We start from the raw sequence: 15,506 nt of genomic DNA, 5'->3' as shown, positions 1-15,506 counted from the left end.
TCCCCTGCTAATCGCACCTACCCCTGAAAACCAGACAGGCCCCTGCTAATCGGACGAACCCCTGCTAATCGGACTGCCCCGCGGAAAAGTACGGTGTGCAGGGAAGCGTGCGATTCGCAGGAGATCTCGACCGTCGCCCTTCCTTATCGCGGATGAGAGCGTTCTCTGTGGTAAATCCCCTGCGGATCGGACAGGGCCCTGCGAATCGGACGGGGGCCTGCAGATCGCACGCCGAGCGCCCCGGCCGCCCCTACGCGCTCGCGCCCACCGGCTCCACGAGTGGCGGATACAGCGCGGCGTCGCGCGTCACCAGAGCCGGAGCCGTCGCCGCGATCTCGATGCCGTGGTCCGCGAGGATCCGCTGCGTTTCGACAGCCGAGACGTAGGACACCTCGGTCGACGCCCCGATCGGCACCACCGAGTGCAGCACCGTGTCGTCGTAGACGTGGACCAGGTTGAAGGCCTGCGCCCCATTGCGGGCGCGGGTCGCTCCGACCGGCACATTTAAGTCCTGGGTGTAGCAGGTGGCCGAGGCGACCGAGACGGGGATGCCGGCGAACATCGCGGTCGAGGAGTAGTGCAGGTGGCCCGCGATGATGCTGCGGACGTCGGAACCCTCGAGCACCTCCGCGAGCGCGGGCTGGTCGCGCAGCTCCACGAGCACCGACAGGTCCAGGACGCTCGGCACCGGCGGGTGGTGCAGAGCCAGGATCGTGCCGTGCGGGGCCGGGCTGGAGAGCTCCTCCGCGAGCCAGTCGAGCTGGGCGCCCGAGATCTCGCCGTAGTGGGCGCCGGGGATGGTGGAGTCGAGTGCGATGATCCGCAGGCCGTTCACGTCGTGCACCCGGTCGACCGGCTGCGTAGTCGGGAGCTGGTCGAGCAGTCCCGAGCGAAAGGCGCCGCGATCGTCGTGGTTGCCCATCACCCAGATCACCTCGGCACCGAGGCGGGCAGCCGCGGGCTCGACGACGGCGCGCAGCTTCGCGTACGCCGCCGGTTCACCCTTATCGGCCAGGTCGCCCGTGATGACGATCGCTTCGGGGCGTCCGCCGGACTGCTCCAGCTCCTCGAACAGGAGCCGCAGCTGGGCCTCGCTGTCGACGTCAGAGCCGTACAGGCCGCCGTCTCCGGCAATGAAGTGGGTGTCGCTCAGGTGAAGGATGAAGTGGTTGGGCCGGGGATACTCGGCCTGGCGGAGGGACATGATCCTCGGGTTCCACGATCGGCGGGGGCCGGATCACGCGACCCGACGTCGGCACTTGCGCACTGTCTCAGCGGAGGCGACCCCGCTGGAACCAGTCCATCATTGCGGGATGAACACCCGGCCAACACCGGTCGGCGCGTCATCGAACGCTTCTCCCAGGTTCCCCGCCTCCGCCCCACCCCGGGATGCCACCCGCACCCGGGATGTTGCCAGCGCCGTCAGAGTCGCCTGAGCAGCCGCGCATAAAAACCGATGGCGCGCTCGAACTGCTCGACCTCGACCGACTCGTCGACCCCGTGGATCCCGAGCTGCTGTCGCGGGCTGATCTCGAACGGGATGAAGCGGTACACGTTGTCGCTGATCGCGTGGAAGTGGCGCGCGTCGCTGCCGCCGGTCTGCACGTACGGTGCGACGACCGCCTCCGGGAACGACTCCTGCACGACGGCCCGGAGCAGGTCGTACGGTCCGCCGTCGCCGGGCTCGCCGGTGGGGGAGACGGGGGAGGGCTCGTGCGCGACCTTCACCTCGATCTCGACCTCGGGGTCGTCGATGACGGCGCGGATGCGTTCGACCACCCCTGCGACGGTGCCGCCCGGGTTGATCCGGACGTTTGCGGTGGCGCTGGCGGTGGAGGCGAGGACATTCGCGCCGGTGCTGCCGCGCAGCTCGGTGATCGCCACGGTCGTCCGCAGCATCGCGGCCGCGCGGTTGGAGTGGGCGGCGAGCGCGCCGATGACGGCGTCCGGATGCTCGTGAGGGCGCGCATACCAGACGGCGTGGGCCGCGTCCGCGTGGTCGGCGGCGGCGCGCACCAGCTCGGCGATCGGTTCGGGGAGGGTGGAGGGGAACGGGTTCTCGGTCAGGCGGTGGATCGCGCGGGCGAGCCGCTGGGTCGCGAGCAGGCCGGGCGGGGGCGGCGGAGCGGAGGCGTGGCCGCCGACGTCGCGGCAGGTCAGCTCGAGGTTCATGATCCCGCGCTCGGTAACACCGATCACGGCGATCGGAGTGGTGACGCCGGGCAGAATGCCGCGCCGCACGTTGCCACCCTCGTCGAGCACCAGGCGGGGACTGACGCCGCGCGCGCCCAGCAGGGTCACGACCGAGGGGGCGCCGTCGCCGGCCGTCTCCTCATTGTGGGTGGAGAGGAGGTACACGTCGTTCCGGGGTCGCTCGCCGCGCAGCACGGCGGCCTCGACCGCCTCGAGGAGGGCGATGAGAGAGCCCTTGTCGTCGAGAGCACCGCGACCCACCACGGAGGTGCGCCCGTCGGTACCGACGACGGTGGCGGCGGCGAACGGGTCCTGCGACCACTCCGACGCCGTGACACTGACCACGTCGTAGTGCGCCATCAGCACGGCCGGCTCGCCCGGCTCCTCGCCGCGCCAGCGCCAGAGGAGGGAGTGTCCGGCGACGGTCTCGAACTCCAGCGCCGCGTGCAGCGCCGGATAGAGGGCGGCGACGAGTTCGCGGAACGCATTGAAGCGGCTCCAGTCCGTGGCCGTCTCGTCCGTGTGGGACACCGTCTCGATGCGCAATAGGGCCTGGAAGCGCTCGAGCGCGGTCGTCGTCACCGGGTCAGCCTACTTCGGCGCCGCAGGCCGCCCGGTTCCTCTGACACGTCGTGAAAGTGGAGTGGACGCAGGAGCCGGCTGCGGGCGGGTGCCGGACCTCGGAAACCGGTCGTGCCGCAGAGCGCGGCCATTCGTTCCGAAAGTGGCGCATTGTCGGCACGAAGCTGGCATGAGTGGGAGGCGCGTCCATCGTACGGCAGGGTGATCTCGGCGCCGACTCTCTGCGTGTCGTCGTGCCCGCCCTTGCCTGAGGGTCACCGCACGGACCTCGTGCGCGGGCGGAGCGCCGCCGCGCTCATCACCGTTTACCGGATCGTCTCGCGCGCCTATTTCCACCTGCCCGTGGTCGCGGTCTTCCTGCTCGCGCGGGGCTACCCGATCCTCGCCGTGGCGCTGCTCCTCGCGCTCTACGCGGTGGTGGCGGCACTCGCCGACGGCCCGCTCTCGCCGCTTACGCGCCGGCTGTCCTCGTCGGGTGCGCTCGTCGTCGGAGAGGGCGTGAAGGCGCTGGGCCTCGTGGTGATCGTGCTGGACGCCGACCCGGTCGCCGTCGTGGTCAGTCAGCTGCTCGCCGGCTGCGGCTTCGCGCTGACGGCGGGCCGCGACGCCGCACTGGCGTCGTCCCTCCGGGCCGGGGCCGACGCGCGCCGACAGGAGACGGCGGTGCAGAGCGGGATGTTCCTCGCCTCCTTCGGTGCGGGAGTGATCGGAGCCGCCTCACTCGCGCTCTGGGACCGGCTGCCGTTCCTGCTCAGTGCGCTGGTCTCGTGCGGTGCGCTGGCCGTAGCGCTCCTCGCGCGCCTGCCGCTCGGCGCGCAGGTTTCCGCAGGAGGGAGAAAGCACACCGCACGACCGGCCGTGCTGCCCGCGGCAGTGAGCTTCTGGTCCCTCTATTACTCCGTGAACCGCGCCGTCCTGCTCGCTGCCTACACCTTCGTCGTGCCGCTGCTGCTCTTCCAGGAGCTGCGGCTGACGCTCCCCGCGTTCGGCGTGGTGCTGGGCCTCTACACCCTGGCCGGCCTCGCCGCCGCCCGACTCTCCCCGCTCATCGCCGGCACGCCCCTGGTATTCCGCCTCACTGCGCTCACCCAGGTGGTCGGGCTCACCCTGACCGCACTCGGCGTCCTAGGAGCCTTGATCGCAGGCCTCGCCCTTCTCGGGATCGCGGGCGGCTTCGTTCGGCCCGCGACGATGATCGCTCTCGCTCCCGCGATGAACGGGTTCGACGACGGCGCTCGGGTCACGGTGATGCGTGGACTGGAGCGGAACCAGGGAATTCTCCAGGCGGTCCTGCTCGTCAGCGCCGGTGTCCTCATTCCTCTCACGGGAGGGACGGCGCCCACTCTCGTCGTCCTCATCGTCCTCGCGGTTCTCGCGCAGACGCTCGGGGCACTCTCGATGCGAAGCCAGGGGAGAAGGAGAACCGCCTCCGCGACAGCGGAGTGATCGACGAAGAACAGGAGAACGACATGATCGATTGGACCAGGAGCACGCCTCCGCACCCGCTCGGCTTCTTGCCCGCCGCGGCACCGCTGGAGGTGTTCAGCGACGACATGATCGACGGCGAGCGGCTCGCCGATGCCCAGGCCAGCGGCAGTATCAGCCCGTCCCTGCGCTGGAGTACCGGCCCCGAGGGGACGCAGTCCTACGCGGTCACCGTGTTCGACCCTGATGCGCCGACCCTCGGCGGGATCCACCACTGGGTCCTGGTTGACATTCCGAAGGACGTCACCGAGCTGATCGCCGGCTCGACGGGCGTCGGGCGCCCATCACTGAACGACCTCGGGTCGCTCGCGTACGCCGGTGCGGCGCCCCCGCCGGGCGACCGTGTGCACCGCTACCTCTTCACGGTGCACGCGCTGGGAGTGACGTCGCTGCCGGTCGACGAGTCGACGCCGGCCTCGCTGGTCGGCTTTCACCTGACGATCAACACGCTCGCACGCGGCTCGCTCACGGCGCTCGCCTGAGCCTGCCGCCCGACTGCGGCGACGCGGCCTCCGCCGGCGGGAGGCCATCCGCTAGGCTTCCGCTCGGCCGGGCCCCGCCTATCTTGGACACCACGAAAGGGACAAAATGACGAGCACGACGGTGATCGAATGGCGTGAGCAGGTTCCTGCGGAAGCGGTGGACGCGCTCTCCGCTCCCGGTGGACTGGTGGTCTGCGCGACCAAAGTCGGCTACATCCTGATGACGACCGACGGAGCAGGTCTGGAGCGCAAGTTCTCGGCCAAGCAGCGCAACCGCAACAAGCCGGGCGTCGTGCTCTGCTCGAGCATCGAGCAGCTCACCGAGCTCGCCGAGCTCAACGACGAGGTGCTCGCGTTTTACCGCAAGCACTGGGAGCAGGACATCCTGCTCGGCTGCATCCTCCCCTGGAAGGCCGAGGCCGTCGATCTGATCGACGAGGACGCCCGTGAGCTGGTCCGTGACGGACGCGGCACCAGCTGCTTCGTCATCCGCTTCGGCCGCCCCGCCGAGCAGCTGGCCACGATCATGTGGGAGCGCGACCGCACCCTCACCTTCGCCAGCTCGGCGAACCCTTCGGGCGTCGGTAACCGAGGCCGTGTCGCGAACATCGGCGAGCGGATCGAGAACGAGGCCGACGTGATCGTCGCGGCCGACTCCTACGTCGCCTCGATCCAGCCGGGCAAGGACGAGAACTCGCGCCACGAGCAGGGCGTCATGGTCTCGATGGTCGATGCCTCGGGCGCCCTCATCCCCGTGCAGGGCGGCGAGCGCTCGATCACCCCGGGCCCCGTGCTCATCCGCCGCGGCCTCGACTACGAGCGCATCATGCTGAACCTCGCCGAGCAGTTCAACTCCTGGGACTACCGCCAGGGCGAGTACTACTGACCCGCTAGCACAACCGACGGCCGGGGCGCGCCTGCGACCCGGCCGTCGGTGTGTTTCCGCCGTCAGAGGTCCAGCACGTCGCCCGGCTCGAGGGCGTGGTACTCGCCGCCGCCCTCGCGGACGGCCCAGCCGAGCCGGTCGTGGCCGAGCGCACGCCCCGCCTCCGAGAGCACCTGCTCGTGGGTCGCGAACGCGTGCCGAGGAGCGATGGCGAGCACGAAGTCCATCGCCTCGGCGATCTTCATCCACGGAGCGCCCGAGGGAGCCGCGAGGACCTCCACGTTCACGCCCTGGGGCACTGTGAACGAGTCGCCGGCGTAGTAGAAGCGTCCGTTCACCAGGACGCCCACGTTGTCGATGACGGGAATGCTGCGGTGGATCACCGCGTGCCGGGAGCCGCAGAAGCGCAGCTCGAAGGGGCCGACTGTCACGACATCGCCGTCAGCGACCGTCTCGACATCGAAGCCCTCGGCCGCGGCGGCGACCCCGGCGGGCCCGAAGATCCGCAGTGACGGGGCTGCGTCGCGCAGGCGCCGCAGCTGCTCCGGGGTCCAGTGGTCGGCGTGCTCGTGCGTGAGCACCACGGCGACTGTGTTGGCGGTCCCCTCGATGGGGCGCGTGAAGGATCCGGGGTCGATCACGAGCCGGGCGTCGTCCCGCTCGATCAGGACGCTCGCGTGCTCGAGTTTCGTCAGTCTCATGCTCTGAGCCAATCGCTTCGGCAAGCGGCGGGCAAGGCCCTGCGCGGCTGTCGCCCGGAGACAGGGCCACCCGATTTGCACCGGCGCAGATCCATGTGCAACACTCTTCGAGTTGCAAAAACGCGGCCCCATCGTTTAGCGGCCTAGGACGTCGCCCTCTCACGGCGGTAACGCGGGTTCAAATCCCGCTGGGGTCACCACGGCAACACGAGAAGAACCTCCGGTTGGACCGGGGGTTCTTCTCGTTTAACTCCTCGCTCCAACTTCCCGTCCGGGACAGCGGCCGAGCGGATCGGCGCTAGGATCGCATCCGCGGAGGGGAGTATCCCGACCATCCCGCTCCCGTCAGTACGCACCGCCCCAGCGCGGCGCCGGGGGTGGGACGGGTGACGCTGACCGGCACGGCCGTCCGCTCCCCGGGGAGAGACTTCCGGACACTCACCCACTCGGAAGGCCCTCATGCTCGATCTGCCCGTCTGGTTCGTGATCGGCTCGTTCGTCGTTCTCAGCCTGATCCTCGCTGCCGACCTGCTGCTGGTCTATAAGCGCCCGCACGTACCGAGCCTGAAGGAGTCGGGCCTGTGGGTCGGCTTCTACGTCACGCTGGCGCTCGTTTTCGCGCTGCTGATGCTGATCCTCGGCGGCGGTGAGCTCGCCGGCCAGTTCGTCGCGGGCTGGCTGACGGAGTACAGCCTCTCGGTGGACAACCTGTTCGTCTTCGTCATCATCATGGGCCGTTTCGCGGTGCCGGCGAAGTTGCAGCAGGAGGTGCTGATGGTGGGCATCATCATTGCGCTGATCTTCCGCGGGGTCTTCATCCTGCTCGGCGCGCAGCTCATCGAGAGCTTCAGCTGGATCTTCTACCTCTTCGGCGCTTTCCTGGTCTACACCGCCTGGAACCAGGCATTCGGCAAGGAGGACGAGAACGAGGCCACGGACAACCTGCTCATCCGGCTCCTGCGCCGCCGCGTCAAGATCTCGGACTCATTCGACGGCTCGAAGATCCGCACCACCATCGACGGCACGCGCTTCTTCACGCCGATGCTGATCGTCTTCCTGGCGATCGGCTCCACTGATCTACTCTTCGCCCTCGACTCGATCCCGGCGATCTTCGGCATCACCGAGAGCCCCTTCATCGTCTTCACCGCGAACGTCTTCGCGTTGATGGGCCTGCGACAGCTCTACTTCCTGCTCGGTGGGCTGATCGACAAGCTCGAGTACCTCAAGTACGGCATCGCCTTCATCCTCGCCTTCATCGGCGTGAAACTCGTGCTGCACGCCCTGCACGAGAATGATCTGCCCTTCATTAACGGCGGCGAGCCCGTGCCGGTGTGGGACATCGACACGATCACCTCGCTCGTGGTCATCGTGCTGAGCATGACGGTCGCGACGCTGGCGAGCCTGGCCACGATGCGTCGCGAGCACCGCCACATCGAGCTGCACGATGGGCACCCGGAGGTCGTCTCGGACGTCCCCCGGTCCAGTGCCGAGGAGAAGTGATCCCGCGATGACGACGACCACGGTCGATCTGCCCCAGGGCACGCTGCGGCTCGCCATCAGCAGCAGCACCGATGTCGGAGCAGTCCGCCGAGTGAACGAGGACGCTCTGCTCGCGGACGAGCTGCTCCTGGCGGTCGCGGACGGGATGGGCGGGCACGCGCGCGGCGACCTGGCCAGCGCAGCCGCGGTCGAGGCGTTGCGCGAGAACCGGCCGGCGGGTCTGGGCTCGGTCGAGGCGGTGTTCGACCTAGTCGAGGGCGCCAACGCCGCCGTGCGGGCGCTGGATGTGGGCGGTGCGCTCTGCGGTACGACGCTGACCGGGCTGATGCTCGTGCTGCCCGAGCCCGCCGGGCCCGCGCGATGGGCGTTGTTCAACGTCGGCGACTCGAGGGTCTACCGCTGGGACGGCGCAGAGCTCCAGCAATTGACGGTGGACCACTCGGCCGTACAGGAACTCGTCTCGGCCGGTCTGCTCACCCGTGAGTCGGCGGAGTCGCATCCGGACCGCAACATCGTCACCCGCGCCCTCGGCGCCGACGACGAGGTCGAGACGGACGTCTGGACACTTCCGGTGGTATCCCGCGCCAGCTACCTGCTCTGTTCGGACGGGCTCACGAAGGAACTCTCGGACGAGCAGATCGCGGCCTTGTTCGCGCGCCGCGACTCCGGTGACTCCGCCGACCTCGCGCAGACGCTCGTACGGGCCGCCGTGGACGCAGGAGGTCGCGACAACGTGACGGTCCTCGTCGTTGACGCGGTGCTCGATCCCCGCGCCTGAGCCCCGCTACCCCGCGCCGTGGGCGCCCCGAAAGCGGGGGAGTGCGATGCTAGTGTCTCTGCATGCTGAGTGGCCCGCACCTGCGTCTGTGCCGCGGCGGGACCTCGATCTGAACGGCCTCCCTCGTCGCGGTGCCTCGCCCGGCCGCGCAGTGACTCCCGGAGGAGCAGTGACTCCAGGAGGAGAAGGGACCGTCATGATCGAAAGCACCCCTGGTGCGCCCGCGTCGAGCGGAGCCAAGGCCCGCACCCACGCCGAGAACACCCACGCGGACAAGCCCCGCACCCTCGCCGAGAAAGTCTGGGACGACCACGTCGTCGTCAAGGGCGAGAATGGCGCGCCGGATCTGGTCTATATCGACCTGCACCTGCTGCACGAAGTGACCAGTCCCCAGCCGTTCGACGGCCTCCGCGCCGCCGGTCGCCCGCTGCGCCGCCCCGACCTCACCATCGCCACCGAGGACCACAACACGCCGACCCTCGAGATCGGCCGCCCGATCGAGGACCCGATCAGCCGCACCCAGATCGACGCGCTGCGCCGCAACACCGACGAGTTCGGCGTCCGCCTGCACTCCCTCGGCGACGTCGAGCAGGGCATCGTGCACGTCGTCGGCCCCCAGCTCGGCCTGACGATGCCGGGGGTCACGGTCGTCTGCGGCGACTCGCACACCTCGACGCACGGTGCGTTCGGTGCGATCGCGTTCGGCATCGGCACCAGCGAGGTCGAGCATGTGATGGCGACGCAGACCCTGCCACTGCAGCCCTTCAAGACGATGGCGATCACCGTCGAGGGGACGGTGAAGGAGGGGGTGAGCGCGAAAGACATCATCCTCGCGGTCATCGCCCGCATCGGAACGGGTGGGGGCCAGGGCTACATCCTCGAGTATCGCGGCTCCGCGATCCGCGCGCTTTCGATGGAGGGCCGGATGACGATCTGCAATATGTCGATCGAAGCCGGGGCCCGCGCCGGCATGGTCGCTCCGGATGAGACGACGTTCGCCTATCTGCGGGGCCGCCCGCACGCTCCCACTGGGGAGGACTGGGACGCGGCAGTCGCCTACTGGCGCACGCTCCCGAGCGACGAGGGCGCCGTGTTCGACGCCGAGGTCGTCATCGACGCCGATGCGCTGGAGCCGTTCGTCACCTGGGGGACCAACCCCGGCCAGGGCGTCTCGCTCTCGCAATCGGTGCCTGACCCGGAGGCCATCGACGACCCGAACGAGCGCTCCAGCGCCGTACGGGCGCTGGAGTACATGGCGCTGGCACCCGGGACGCCGATGAAGGAGATCCCGGTCGACGTGGTCTTCATGGGCTCCTGCACCAACTCCCGGATTGAGGACCTGCGCGCGTTCGCGGCGATCGTCGAGGGCCGCACCAAGGCTCCCGGCGTCCGCGTGATGGTCGTGCCTGGCTCCGCCCGGGTGCGCCTGGAGGCCGAGGCGGAGGGGCTCGACCGGATCGTCACCGCGTTCGGAGCGGAGTGGCGTTTCGCCGGCTGCTCGATGTGCCTCGGGATGAACACGGACCAGCTCGTCCAGGGGGAGCGCGTCGCGTCCACCTCCAACCGCAACTTCGAGGGCCGCCAGGGCAAGGGCGCCAAGACGCACCTCGTCTCGCCCCTGGTCGCCGCGGCGACCGCCGTGCGCGGAACCCTCTCCAGTCCGTCGGACCTGGGGCCGGTCCGCGAGAGCACAGGAGTGTGAGCGTGCAGAAGTTCGAGACCGTCACCGCGATCGCGGCGCCGCTTAAACGCGCGAACGTCGACACCGACCAGATCCTCCCCGGCGTGTACCTGCGCCGCATCACGAAGACCGGCTTCGAGGATGCCCTCTTCCACGGCTGGCGGCAGGAGGAGGACTTCGTGCTCAACCAGGAGCGCTACCGCGGCGCGGGGATCCTCGTCGCTGGCCCGGACTTCGGCACCGGTTCCAGCCGCGAGCACGCGGTCTGGGCGCTGCGCGACTTCGGCTTCCGAGTCGTGATCTCTCCCCGGTTCGGCGACATCTTCCGCGGCAACGCCGGCAAGCAGGGGCTGCTCGCCGCGGTGGTGTCGGAGCCCGACGTCGAGCGGCTGTGGGAGATCATCGAGGGCACCCCGGGAATAGAACCGACAGTGGATCTGGTTGCGCGTACGGTCGCCGCCGGTGGCGAGACCTTCGACTTCGAGATCGACGACTACACTCGATGGCGCCTGATCGAGGGCCTGGACGACATCGGCCTGACCCTGCGCGATGAAGCGCTCATTTCCGAATTCGAGACCCGTCGCGAGAGCTGGCGGCCCAAGACATTGCCGGTGAAATAGCGTGAACACACTTCTTCAGGACGCCAAGGCTGCGGGAGCCCGAGTGGGAATGACGACCGAGCGGCTCACTATTAACGGCGGTCGTCCCCTGGTGGGACGCATCGAACTCAAGGGGGCCAAGAACTTCGTCACCAAGGCGATGGTCGCGGCGCTTCTCGGCGAGACTGCGTCCACCCTCCGGGACGTGCCCGACATCAGCGATGTCCGCGTCGTGAAGGGCCTGCTCGAGGTCCACGGCGTCAAGGTGAAGCAGGGCGCCGAGGTCGGCGAGCTGATCCTCGATCCCTCCAACGTCGAGTCCGCGCACTTCGCCGACATCGACGCGCACGCCGGCTCCAGTCGTATCCCTATCCTCTTCTGTGGCCCGCTGTTGCACCGCCTGGGTGAGGCGTTCATTCCCGACCTCGGCGGCTGCCGCATCGGCGACCGCCCGATCGACTACCACCTTGAGGTGCTCCGCAACTTCGGCGCCGTCGTCGAGAAGCTGCCCTCGGGCATCCGGATGTCGGCCCCTGAGGGCCTGCACGGCGCCAAGGTCTCGCTGCCCTACCCCAGCGTCGGGGCGACCGAGCAGGTCCTCCTCACCGCGGTCCGCGCCTCCGGCATCACCGAGCTCTCGGGCGCCGCAATCGAGCCCGAGATCATGGATCTGATCAACATCCTGCAGAAGATGGGCGCCATCATCTCGGTCGACACCGACCGCGTGATCCGCATCGAGGGCGTGGACCGGCTCACCGGCTACTCCCACCGCGCGCTCTTCGATCGCAACGAGGCCGCCTCCTGGGCCGCAGCGGCGCTGGCGACTGACGGTGACATCTTCGTCGGCGGCGCGCGCCAGCAGGAGATGACGACCTTCCTCAACGTCTTCCGCAAGGTCGGCGGAGCGTTCGAGATCGCTGAGGACGGCATCCGCTTCTACCACCCGGGCGGCGAGCTCAAGCCGGTCATCATCGAGACCGACGTGCACCCCGGCTTCATGACCGACTGGCAGCAGCCGCTCGTCGTGGCGCTGACGAAGGCCAAGGGGGTCTCGATCGTGCACGAGACCGTCTACGAGCAACGCTTCGGCTTCGTCGACGCGCTGGTCGAGATGGGCGCGACCATCCAGATCCACCGCGAGTGCCTGGGCGGGCAGGCCTGCCGCTTCGGTCAGCGCAACTTCATGCACTCGGCGGTGATCTCTGGCCCCTCAAAGCTGCACGGCGCCGATATCGTCGTGCCGGACCTGCGTGGCGGCTTCTCGCACCTGATCGCCGCGCTCTCCGCCGAGGGCACCTCCACGGTCTCGAACGTCGGCATCATCAGCCGCGGCTACGAGAACTTCCTTACCAAGCTCGAGCTGCTGGGCGCCGACTTCTCACTCAACGCCTAACCGAGGGAACCCCGACCCGTCGAGGGAGCCTGCTCCATGAGGCTCCCTCGACGGTCCAAGGTTCCCTCGCCGGCTCCGGGAGTGGGGGCCGGGATGGGAGGATGGGCGGGTGTCTGAGCGAAGCCGTCCGTCCATTTTCTGGTTCCTCGCGGTGGTGGTGATCCCCGTGATGGCCGCCTCGGTCGACCTGCGGATCCGGAACGCGGAGAAGATCCCGAGCACGGGGGGCTTCGTGTTCGCGCCGAACCATTACAGCGAAATTGATCCGATCATCACCGGATGGACACTGTGGCGCTCCGGCCGCGCACCGCGGTTCCTGGCCAAAGCCTCGCTGTTCTCGGTGCCGGTCCTCGGAGCGATCCTCCGCGGCTCCGGCCAGATCCCGGTCGAGCGCTCGGGCTCGGTCCGCGGCAGCGAGCCGCTGAAAACCGCGAAGGCGCTGGTGGACGAGGGCCGCTCGATCATCGTCTATCCGGAGGGCACGCTCACCCGGGACCCGGAGCTCTGGCCCATGCGCGGCAAGACGGGGGCGGCGCGGATGGCGTTGCAGTACGGGCTCCCGATCGTCCCGGTCGCGCACTGGGGCGCCCAGCAGCTGATGGGCCGCTACTCCAAGCGGATCACGCTGTTCCGACGCAAGCGCGTCGAGGTGATCGTCGGCGACCCCGTCGACCTGTCCTCGTTCCGCGGCCGCAGCCTCGACTCCGCCACGCTGAACGAGGCCTCGGCCGTCGTGATGGCCGCGATCACCGCGCTGCTCGAGGAGTTGCGCGGCGAGACGGCGCCCGAGAAGCGCTGGAACCCGTCCGATCACAACCAGAAGGGCACGGGTCGTTTTGAGTCCGAGCAGTAGGAAGGCGCCCATCCGCGTGCCGCGTCGTGTCGCCGTCCTCGGCGCCGGCAGCTGGGGCACGACGTTCGCGAAGATCCTCGCCGATGGCGGGTCGGACGTCGTGATGTGGGCCCGCCGCGCCGAACTCGCCCGCGAGATCACCGAGGCCAAGCGCAACAGCGACTACCTCCCCGGCATCAACCTGCCGCGCACCATTCGGGCCACGCCGCGGATCGACGAGGCGCTGGAGGGTGCGGACCACGTCTACCTCTCCATCCCGTCGCAGTCGCTGCGCAGCAACCTCGAGGCGATCACCCCGTTCCTCACCGAGCGCACGGTGCTGGTGAGCCTGATGAAGGGCGTCGAGAAGGGCACCGGCCAGCGGATGAGCGAGGTGATCGCGCAGATGCTGCCGGTCTCGCCCGACCGGATCGCCGTCGCCTCCGGGCCCAACCTCGCGCTCGAGATCGCGAAGGAGCAGCCGACCGCGGCGGTCATCGCCTCCGAGAGCCTCGTCACCGCGCAGGAGGTGGCTCTCGCGGCGACGAACCGCTACTTCCGCTCCTACGTCAACACCGACGTGATCGGCACCGAGTTCGGCGGCGTGCTGAAGAACCTGATCGCCGTGGCGATCGGAATCGTGGACGGTGTCGGCTACGGCGAGAACACGAAGGCCTCGATCATCACGCGGGGCCTCGCCGAGATGACCGATTTCGCGGTCGCGTACGGCGGGCGGCCGGAGACGATGTCGGGTCTTGCGGGGCTGGGCGACCTGATTGCGACCTCGAGTTCGTCGCTCTCGCGCAACAACACGGCGGGGCGCCTGCTCGGCCAGGGCTACAGCTTCAGCGATGTGGTGAAGTCGATGCAGCAGACGGCGGAGGGTCTCGCCTCCGTCGCCCCTGTGCTCGAACTCGCCCGGGCCCGGGGCGTCGACATGCCCATCGTCGAGCAGGTGTCGCAGGTGCTCGCCGGTACGCTCGATCCCAAGGACATCGCGCCGCACCTGACGACGGATTCGGACGAGCCACAGGGTGAGAGGAACCTCGATGACCAGCAAGCTCCGCGTGGCCGTTCTGTTCGGGGGGCGTTCCAGCGAGCACTCGATCAGCTGCGCAACGGCGGCCGGGGTGCTACGGGCGATCGACCGTGACCGCTTCGAGGTGATCCCGGTCGGGATTACCTCCGACGGCGCTTTCGTGCTCGAGGAGGACAGGCCGGAGAAGTTCGCGCTCGACGCGGCGGCACTGCCCGTTGTCGAGGACAACGGAACCCGGGTGCACTGGCCGGAGTCGGTGCTCGCGCGCGAGCTGACCGTAACCGCGGCTGACGGGTCGTCGCGCTCGCTCGGCGAGGTCGACGCGGTACTGCCGATCCTGCACGGCCCGTGGGGCGAGGACGGCACTGTGCAGGGGATGCTCGAGCTGGTGGGCCTGCCCTACGTCGGCTCGGGTGTGCTCGCGTCGGCGCTCGGGATGGACAAGCACTTCACCAAGACGGTGCTGCGGGCCGCGGGCCTCACGGTCGCGCCCTGGTACCTGGTGACCGAGGCGCAGTGGCGCGCCGACCCGGGTGACGCCTCCGCTGCTCTCGACGAGCTCAGTCTGCCGGTGTTCGTGAAGCCGGCGCGCGCCGGGTCGAGCGTCGGCGTCAGCCGGGTCGGCATGCGCGCGCAGCTCGACGCGGCACTGGAGGAGGCGTTCGCGCATGACTCGCGGGTGCTGATCGAGTCGGGCATCATCGGCCGCGAGGTCGAGATCGGCGTGCTTGGTGGGCGCCACGGCGGCCCGGCCCGCGCCTCCGTCGCCGGCGAGGTGGTCGTCACCGGCCGCGGATTCTACGACTTCGCGGCGAAGTATCTCGGTGCGCCGGGCATCGAGCTCGTCTGCCCGGCCGACCTCACCGGCGACGAGCTCGCCGAGATGCGCTCCCTCGCTGTCCGCGCCTTCGACGCGATCGGGGCCGAGGGCCTGGCCCGGGTCGACTTCTTCCTCACTGCCGACGGCTTCGTGGTCAACGAGATCAACACGATGCCCGGATTCACGCCGGTTTCGATGTTCCCACGCATGTGGGGAGCGAGCGGCGTGGACTACCCGGACCTGATCAGCGAGCTGCTCGATACGGCGCTGGACCGCGTCCCGGTCGCTGCCCGATGACGAAGGTGCTCGCAATCCGCGTCAAGGCGGGCGCCGCTGCGGCGCCGTTCGAGCAGATCCGCGAGCAGATCACCGCGCTGATCGCGGCGGGGAACGCGCCAGGCATCGGAGCGGATTCGGATCGAGCATCTGCGATCATCATGACGGCGTTGGCGGCGCTCTGCCCGAGGCAGAGAATGCACGGTCCCGCTTGATCGCTCGTCCTTCCCTTTTTTGCCCACGACGTCGACAATGAACT

Annotated in this window: 15 protein-coding genes and 1 tRNA gene; 13 read left to right on the top strand and 3 right to left on the bottom strand. The window is 69.1% G+C overall.

Going from position 1 to position 15,506, the window contains the following annotated elements:
• Nucleotides 1-250: 250 nt before the first annotated feature.
• Both C1O28_RS07890 and C1O28_RS07885 read right to left on the bottom strand, forming a co-directional pair.
• Nucleotides 251-1,204, bottom strand: coding sequence for a phosphodiesterase (locus C1O28_RS07890; RefSeq protein WP_097167254.1), 954 nt, complete (start codon nucleotides 1,202-1,204; stop codon nucleotides 251-253).
• 218 nt (nucleotides 1,205-1,422) lie between these two features.
• Nucleotides 1,423-2,775, bottom strand: coding sequence for a M20/M25/M40 family metallo-hydrolase (locus C1O28_RS07885; RefSeq protein ID WP_097167253.1), 1,353 nt, complete (start codon nucleotides 2,773-2,775; stop codon nucleotides 1,423-1,425).
• 270 nt (nucleotides 2,776-3,045) lie between these two features.
• Here C1O28_RS07885 and C1O28_RS07880 point away from each other — a divergent pair, with 270 nt between their 5' ends.
• The 3 genes from C1O28_RS07880 to C1O28_RS07870 all read left to right on the top strand — a co-directional run bounded on the left by C1O28_RS07880 (nucleotide 3,046) and on the right by C1O28_RS07870 (nucleotide 5,628).
• The gene (locus tag C1O28_RS07880; RefSeq protein WP_097167252.1) at nucleotides 3,046-4,221 is read left to right on the top strand and encodes a hypothetical protein; all 1,176 of its coding nucleotides are present in this window, start codon (nucleotides 3,046-3,048) and stop codon (nucleotides 4,219-4,221) included.
• A 23-nt stretch (nucleotides 4,222-4,244) separates the two neighbouring features.
• Complete coding sequence (locus C1O28_RS07875; RefSeq protein WP_097167350.1) at nucleotides 4,245-4,742, top strand: YbhB/YbcL family Raf kinase inhibitor-like protein; 498 nt, start codon at nucleotides 4,245-4,247, stop codon at nucleotides 4,740-4,742.
• Nucleotides 4,743-4,848: 106 nt separating this feature from the next.
• Entirely contained in the window at nucleotides 4,849-5,628 is a 780-nt protein-coding gene (locus C1O28_RS07870; protein ID WP_097167251.1) for an L-threonylcarbamoyladenylate synthase, read from the top strand.
• 62 nt (nucleotides 5,629-5,690) lie between these two features.
• Here C1O28_RS07870 and C1O28_RS07865 read toward each other — a convergent pair whose 3' ends face one another.
• Complete coding sequence (locus tag C1O28_RS07865) at nucleotides 5,691-6,329, bottom strand: MBL fold metallo-hydrolase (protein WP_097167250.1); 639 nt, start codon at nucleotides 6,327-6,329, stop codon at nucleotides 5,691-5,693.
• A 124-nt stretch (nucleotides 6,330-6,453) separates the two neighbouring features.
• Here C1O28_RS07865 and C1O28_RS07860 point away from each other — a divergent pair.
• The 10 genes from C1O28_RS07860 to C1O28_RS07815 all read left to right on the top strand — a co-directional run bounded on the left by C1O28_RS07860 (nucleotide 6,454) and on the right by C1O28_RS07815 (nucleotide 15,462).
• Nucleotides 6,454-6,529: transfer RNA gene (locus C1O28_RS07860), tRNA-Glu, on the top strand.
• Between the two features lie 259 nt (nucleotides 6,530-6,788).
• Nucleotides 6,789-7,829, top strand: a complete 1,041-nt coding sequence (locus C1O28_RS07855; protein WP_097167249.1) for a TerC family protein — start codon at nucleotides 6,789-6,791, stop codon at nucleotides 7,827-7,829.
• Between the two features lie 7 nt (nucleotides 7,830-7,836).
• Complete coding sequence (locus C1O28_RS07850; RefSeq protein ID WP_097167248.1) at nucleotides 7,837-8,607, top strand: PP2C family protein-serine/threonine phosphatase; 771 nt, start codon at nucleotides 7,837-7,839, stop codon at nucleotides 8,605-8,607.
• Between the two features lie 196 nt (nucleotides 8,608-8,803).
• Entirely contained in the window at nucleotides 8,804-10,309 is a 1,506-nt protein-coding gene (gene leuC / locus C1O28_RS07845) for a 3-isopropylmalate dehydratase large subunit (protein WP_097167247.1), read from the top strand.
• A 2-nt stretch (nucleotides 10,310-10,311) separates the two neighbouring features.
• On the top strand, nucleotides 10,312-10,908 hold the full coding sequence (gene leuD, locus C1O28_RS07840) for a 3-isopropylmalate dehydratase small subunit (protein ID WP_097167246.1): 597 nt from the start codon (nucleotides 10,312-10,314) through the stop codon (nucleotides 10,906-10,908).
• 1 nt (nucleotide 10,909) lies between these two features.
• Nucleotides 10,910-12,280: a UDP-N-acetylglucosamine 1-carboxyvinyltransferase gene (gene murA, locus C1O28_RS07835; RefSeq protein ID WP_097167245.1), complete on the top strand. Its 1,371-nt coding sequence runs from the start codon at nucleotides 10,910-10,912 to the stop codon at nucleotides 12,278-12,280.
• A gap of 169 nt (nucleotides 12,281-12,449) precedes the next feature.
• A complete protein-coding gene (locus C1O28_RS07830; RefSeq protein WP_097167349.1) occupies nucleotides 12,450-13,133 on the top strand; it encodes a lysophospholipid acyltransferase family protein in 684 nt (227 codons plus the stop codon).
• Between the two features lie 16 nt (nucleotides 13,134-13,149).
• Nucleotides 13,150-14,265, top strand: a complete 1,116-nt coding sequence (locus C1O28_RS07825; protein WP_181025584.1) for an NAD(P)H-dependent glycerol-3-phosphate dehydrogenase — start codon at nucleotides 13,150-13,152, stop codon at nucleotides 14,263-14,265.
• A complete protein-coding gene (locus C1O28_RS07820) occupies nucleotides 14,162-15,268 on the top strand; it encodes a D-alanine--D-alanine ligase family protein (protein WP_097167243.1) in 1,107 nt (368 codons plus the stop codon). The genes C1O28_RS07825 and C1O28_RS07820 overlap by 104 nt, the downstream gene beginning before the upstream one ends.
• The gene (locus C1O28_RS07815) at nucleotides 15,265-15,462 is read left to right on the top strand and encodes a hypothetical protein (protein ID WP_097167242.1); all 198 of its coding nucleotides are present in this window, start codon (nucleotides 15,265-15,267) and stop codon (nucleotides 15,460-15,462) included. The genes C1O28_RS07820 and C1O28_RS07815 overlap by 4 nt, the downstream gene beginning before the upstream one ends.
• Nucleotides 15,463-15,506: the final 44 nt, after the last annotated feature.

The sequence above is a fragment of the Rathayibacter rathayi genome (assembly GCF_004011095.1).
Lineage (GTDB): Bacteria > Actinomycetota > Actinomycetes > Actinomycetales > Microbacteriaceae > Rathayibacter > Rathayibacter rathayi.
This window is presented reverse-complemented; position numbering and strand designations above follow the sequence as displayed.

Bases quoted from the DNA above. Each gene is read 5' to 3' on its own strand.
- C1O28_RS07890 (WP_097167254.1), bottom strand. From the start codon at position 1,204: ATGTCCCTCCGCCAGGCCGAGTATCCCCGGCCCAACCACTTCATCCTT.
- C1O28_RS07875 (WP_097167350.1), top strand. From the start codon at position 4,245: ATGATCGATTGGACCAGGAGCACGCCTCCGCACCCGCTCGGCTTCTTG.
- C1O28_RS07870 (WP_097167251.1), top strand. From the start codon at position 4,849: ATGACGAGCACGACGGTGATCGAATGGCGTGAGCAGGTTCCTGCGGAA.
- C1O28_RS07865 (WP_097167250.1), bottom strand. From the start codon at position 6,329: ATGAGACTGACGAAACTCGAGCACGCGAGCGTCCTGATCGAGCGGGAC.
- C1O28_RS07855 (WP_097167249.1), top strand. From the start codon at position 6,789: ATGCTCGATCTGCCCGTCTGGTTCGTGATCGGCTCGTTCGTCGTTCTC.
- C1O28_RS07850 (WP_097167248.1), top strand. From the start codon at position 7,837: ATGACGACGACCACGGTCGATCTGCCCCAGGGCACGCTGCGGCTCGCC.
- leuC (WP_097167247.1), top strand. From the start codon at position 8,804: ATGATCGAAAGCACCCCTGGTGCGCCCGCGTCGAGCGGAGCCAAGGCC.
- C1O28_RS07830 (WP_097167349.1), top strand. From the start codon at position 12,450: ATGGCCGCCTCGGTCGACCTGCGGATCCGGAACGCGGAGAAGATCCCG.
- C1O28_RS07820 (WP_097167243.1), top strand. From the start codon at position 14,162: ATGACCAGCAAGCTCCGCGTGGCCGTTCTGTTCGGGGGGCGTTCCAGC.
- C1O28_RS07815 (WP_097167242.1), top strand. From the start codon at position 15,265: ATGACGAAGGTGCTCGCAATCCGCGTCAAGGCGGGCGCCGCTGCGGCG.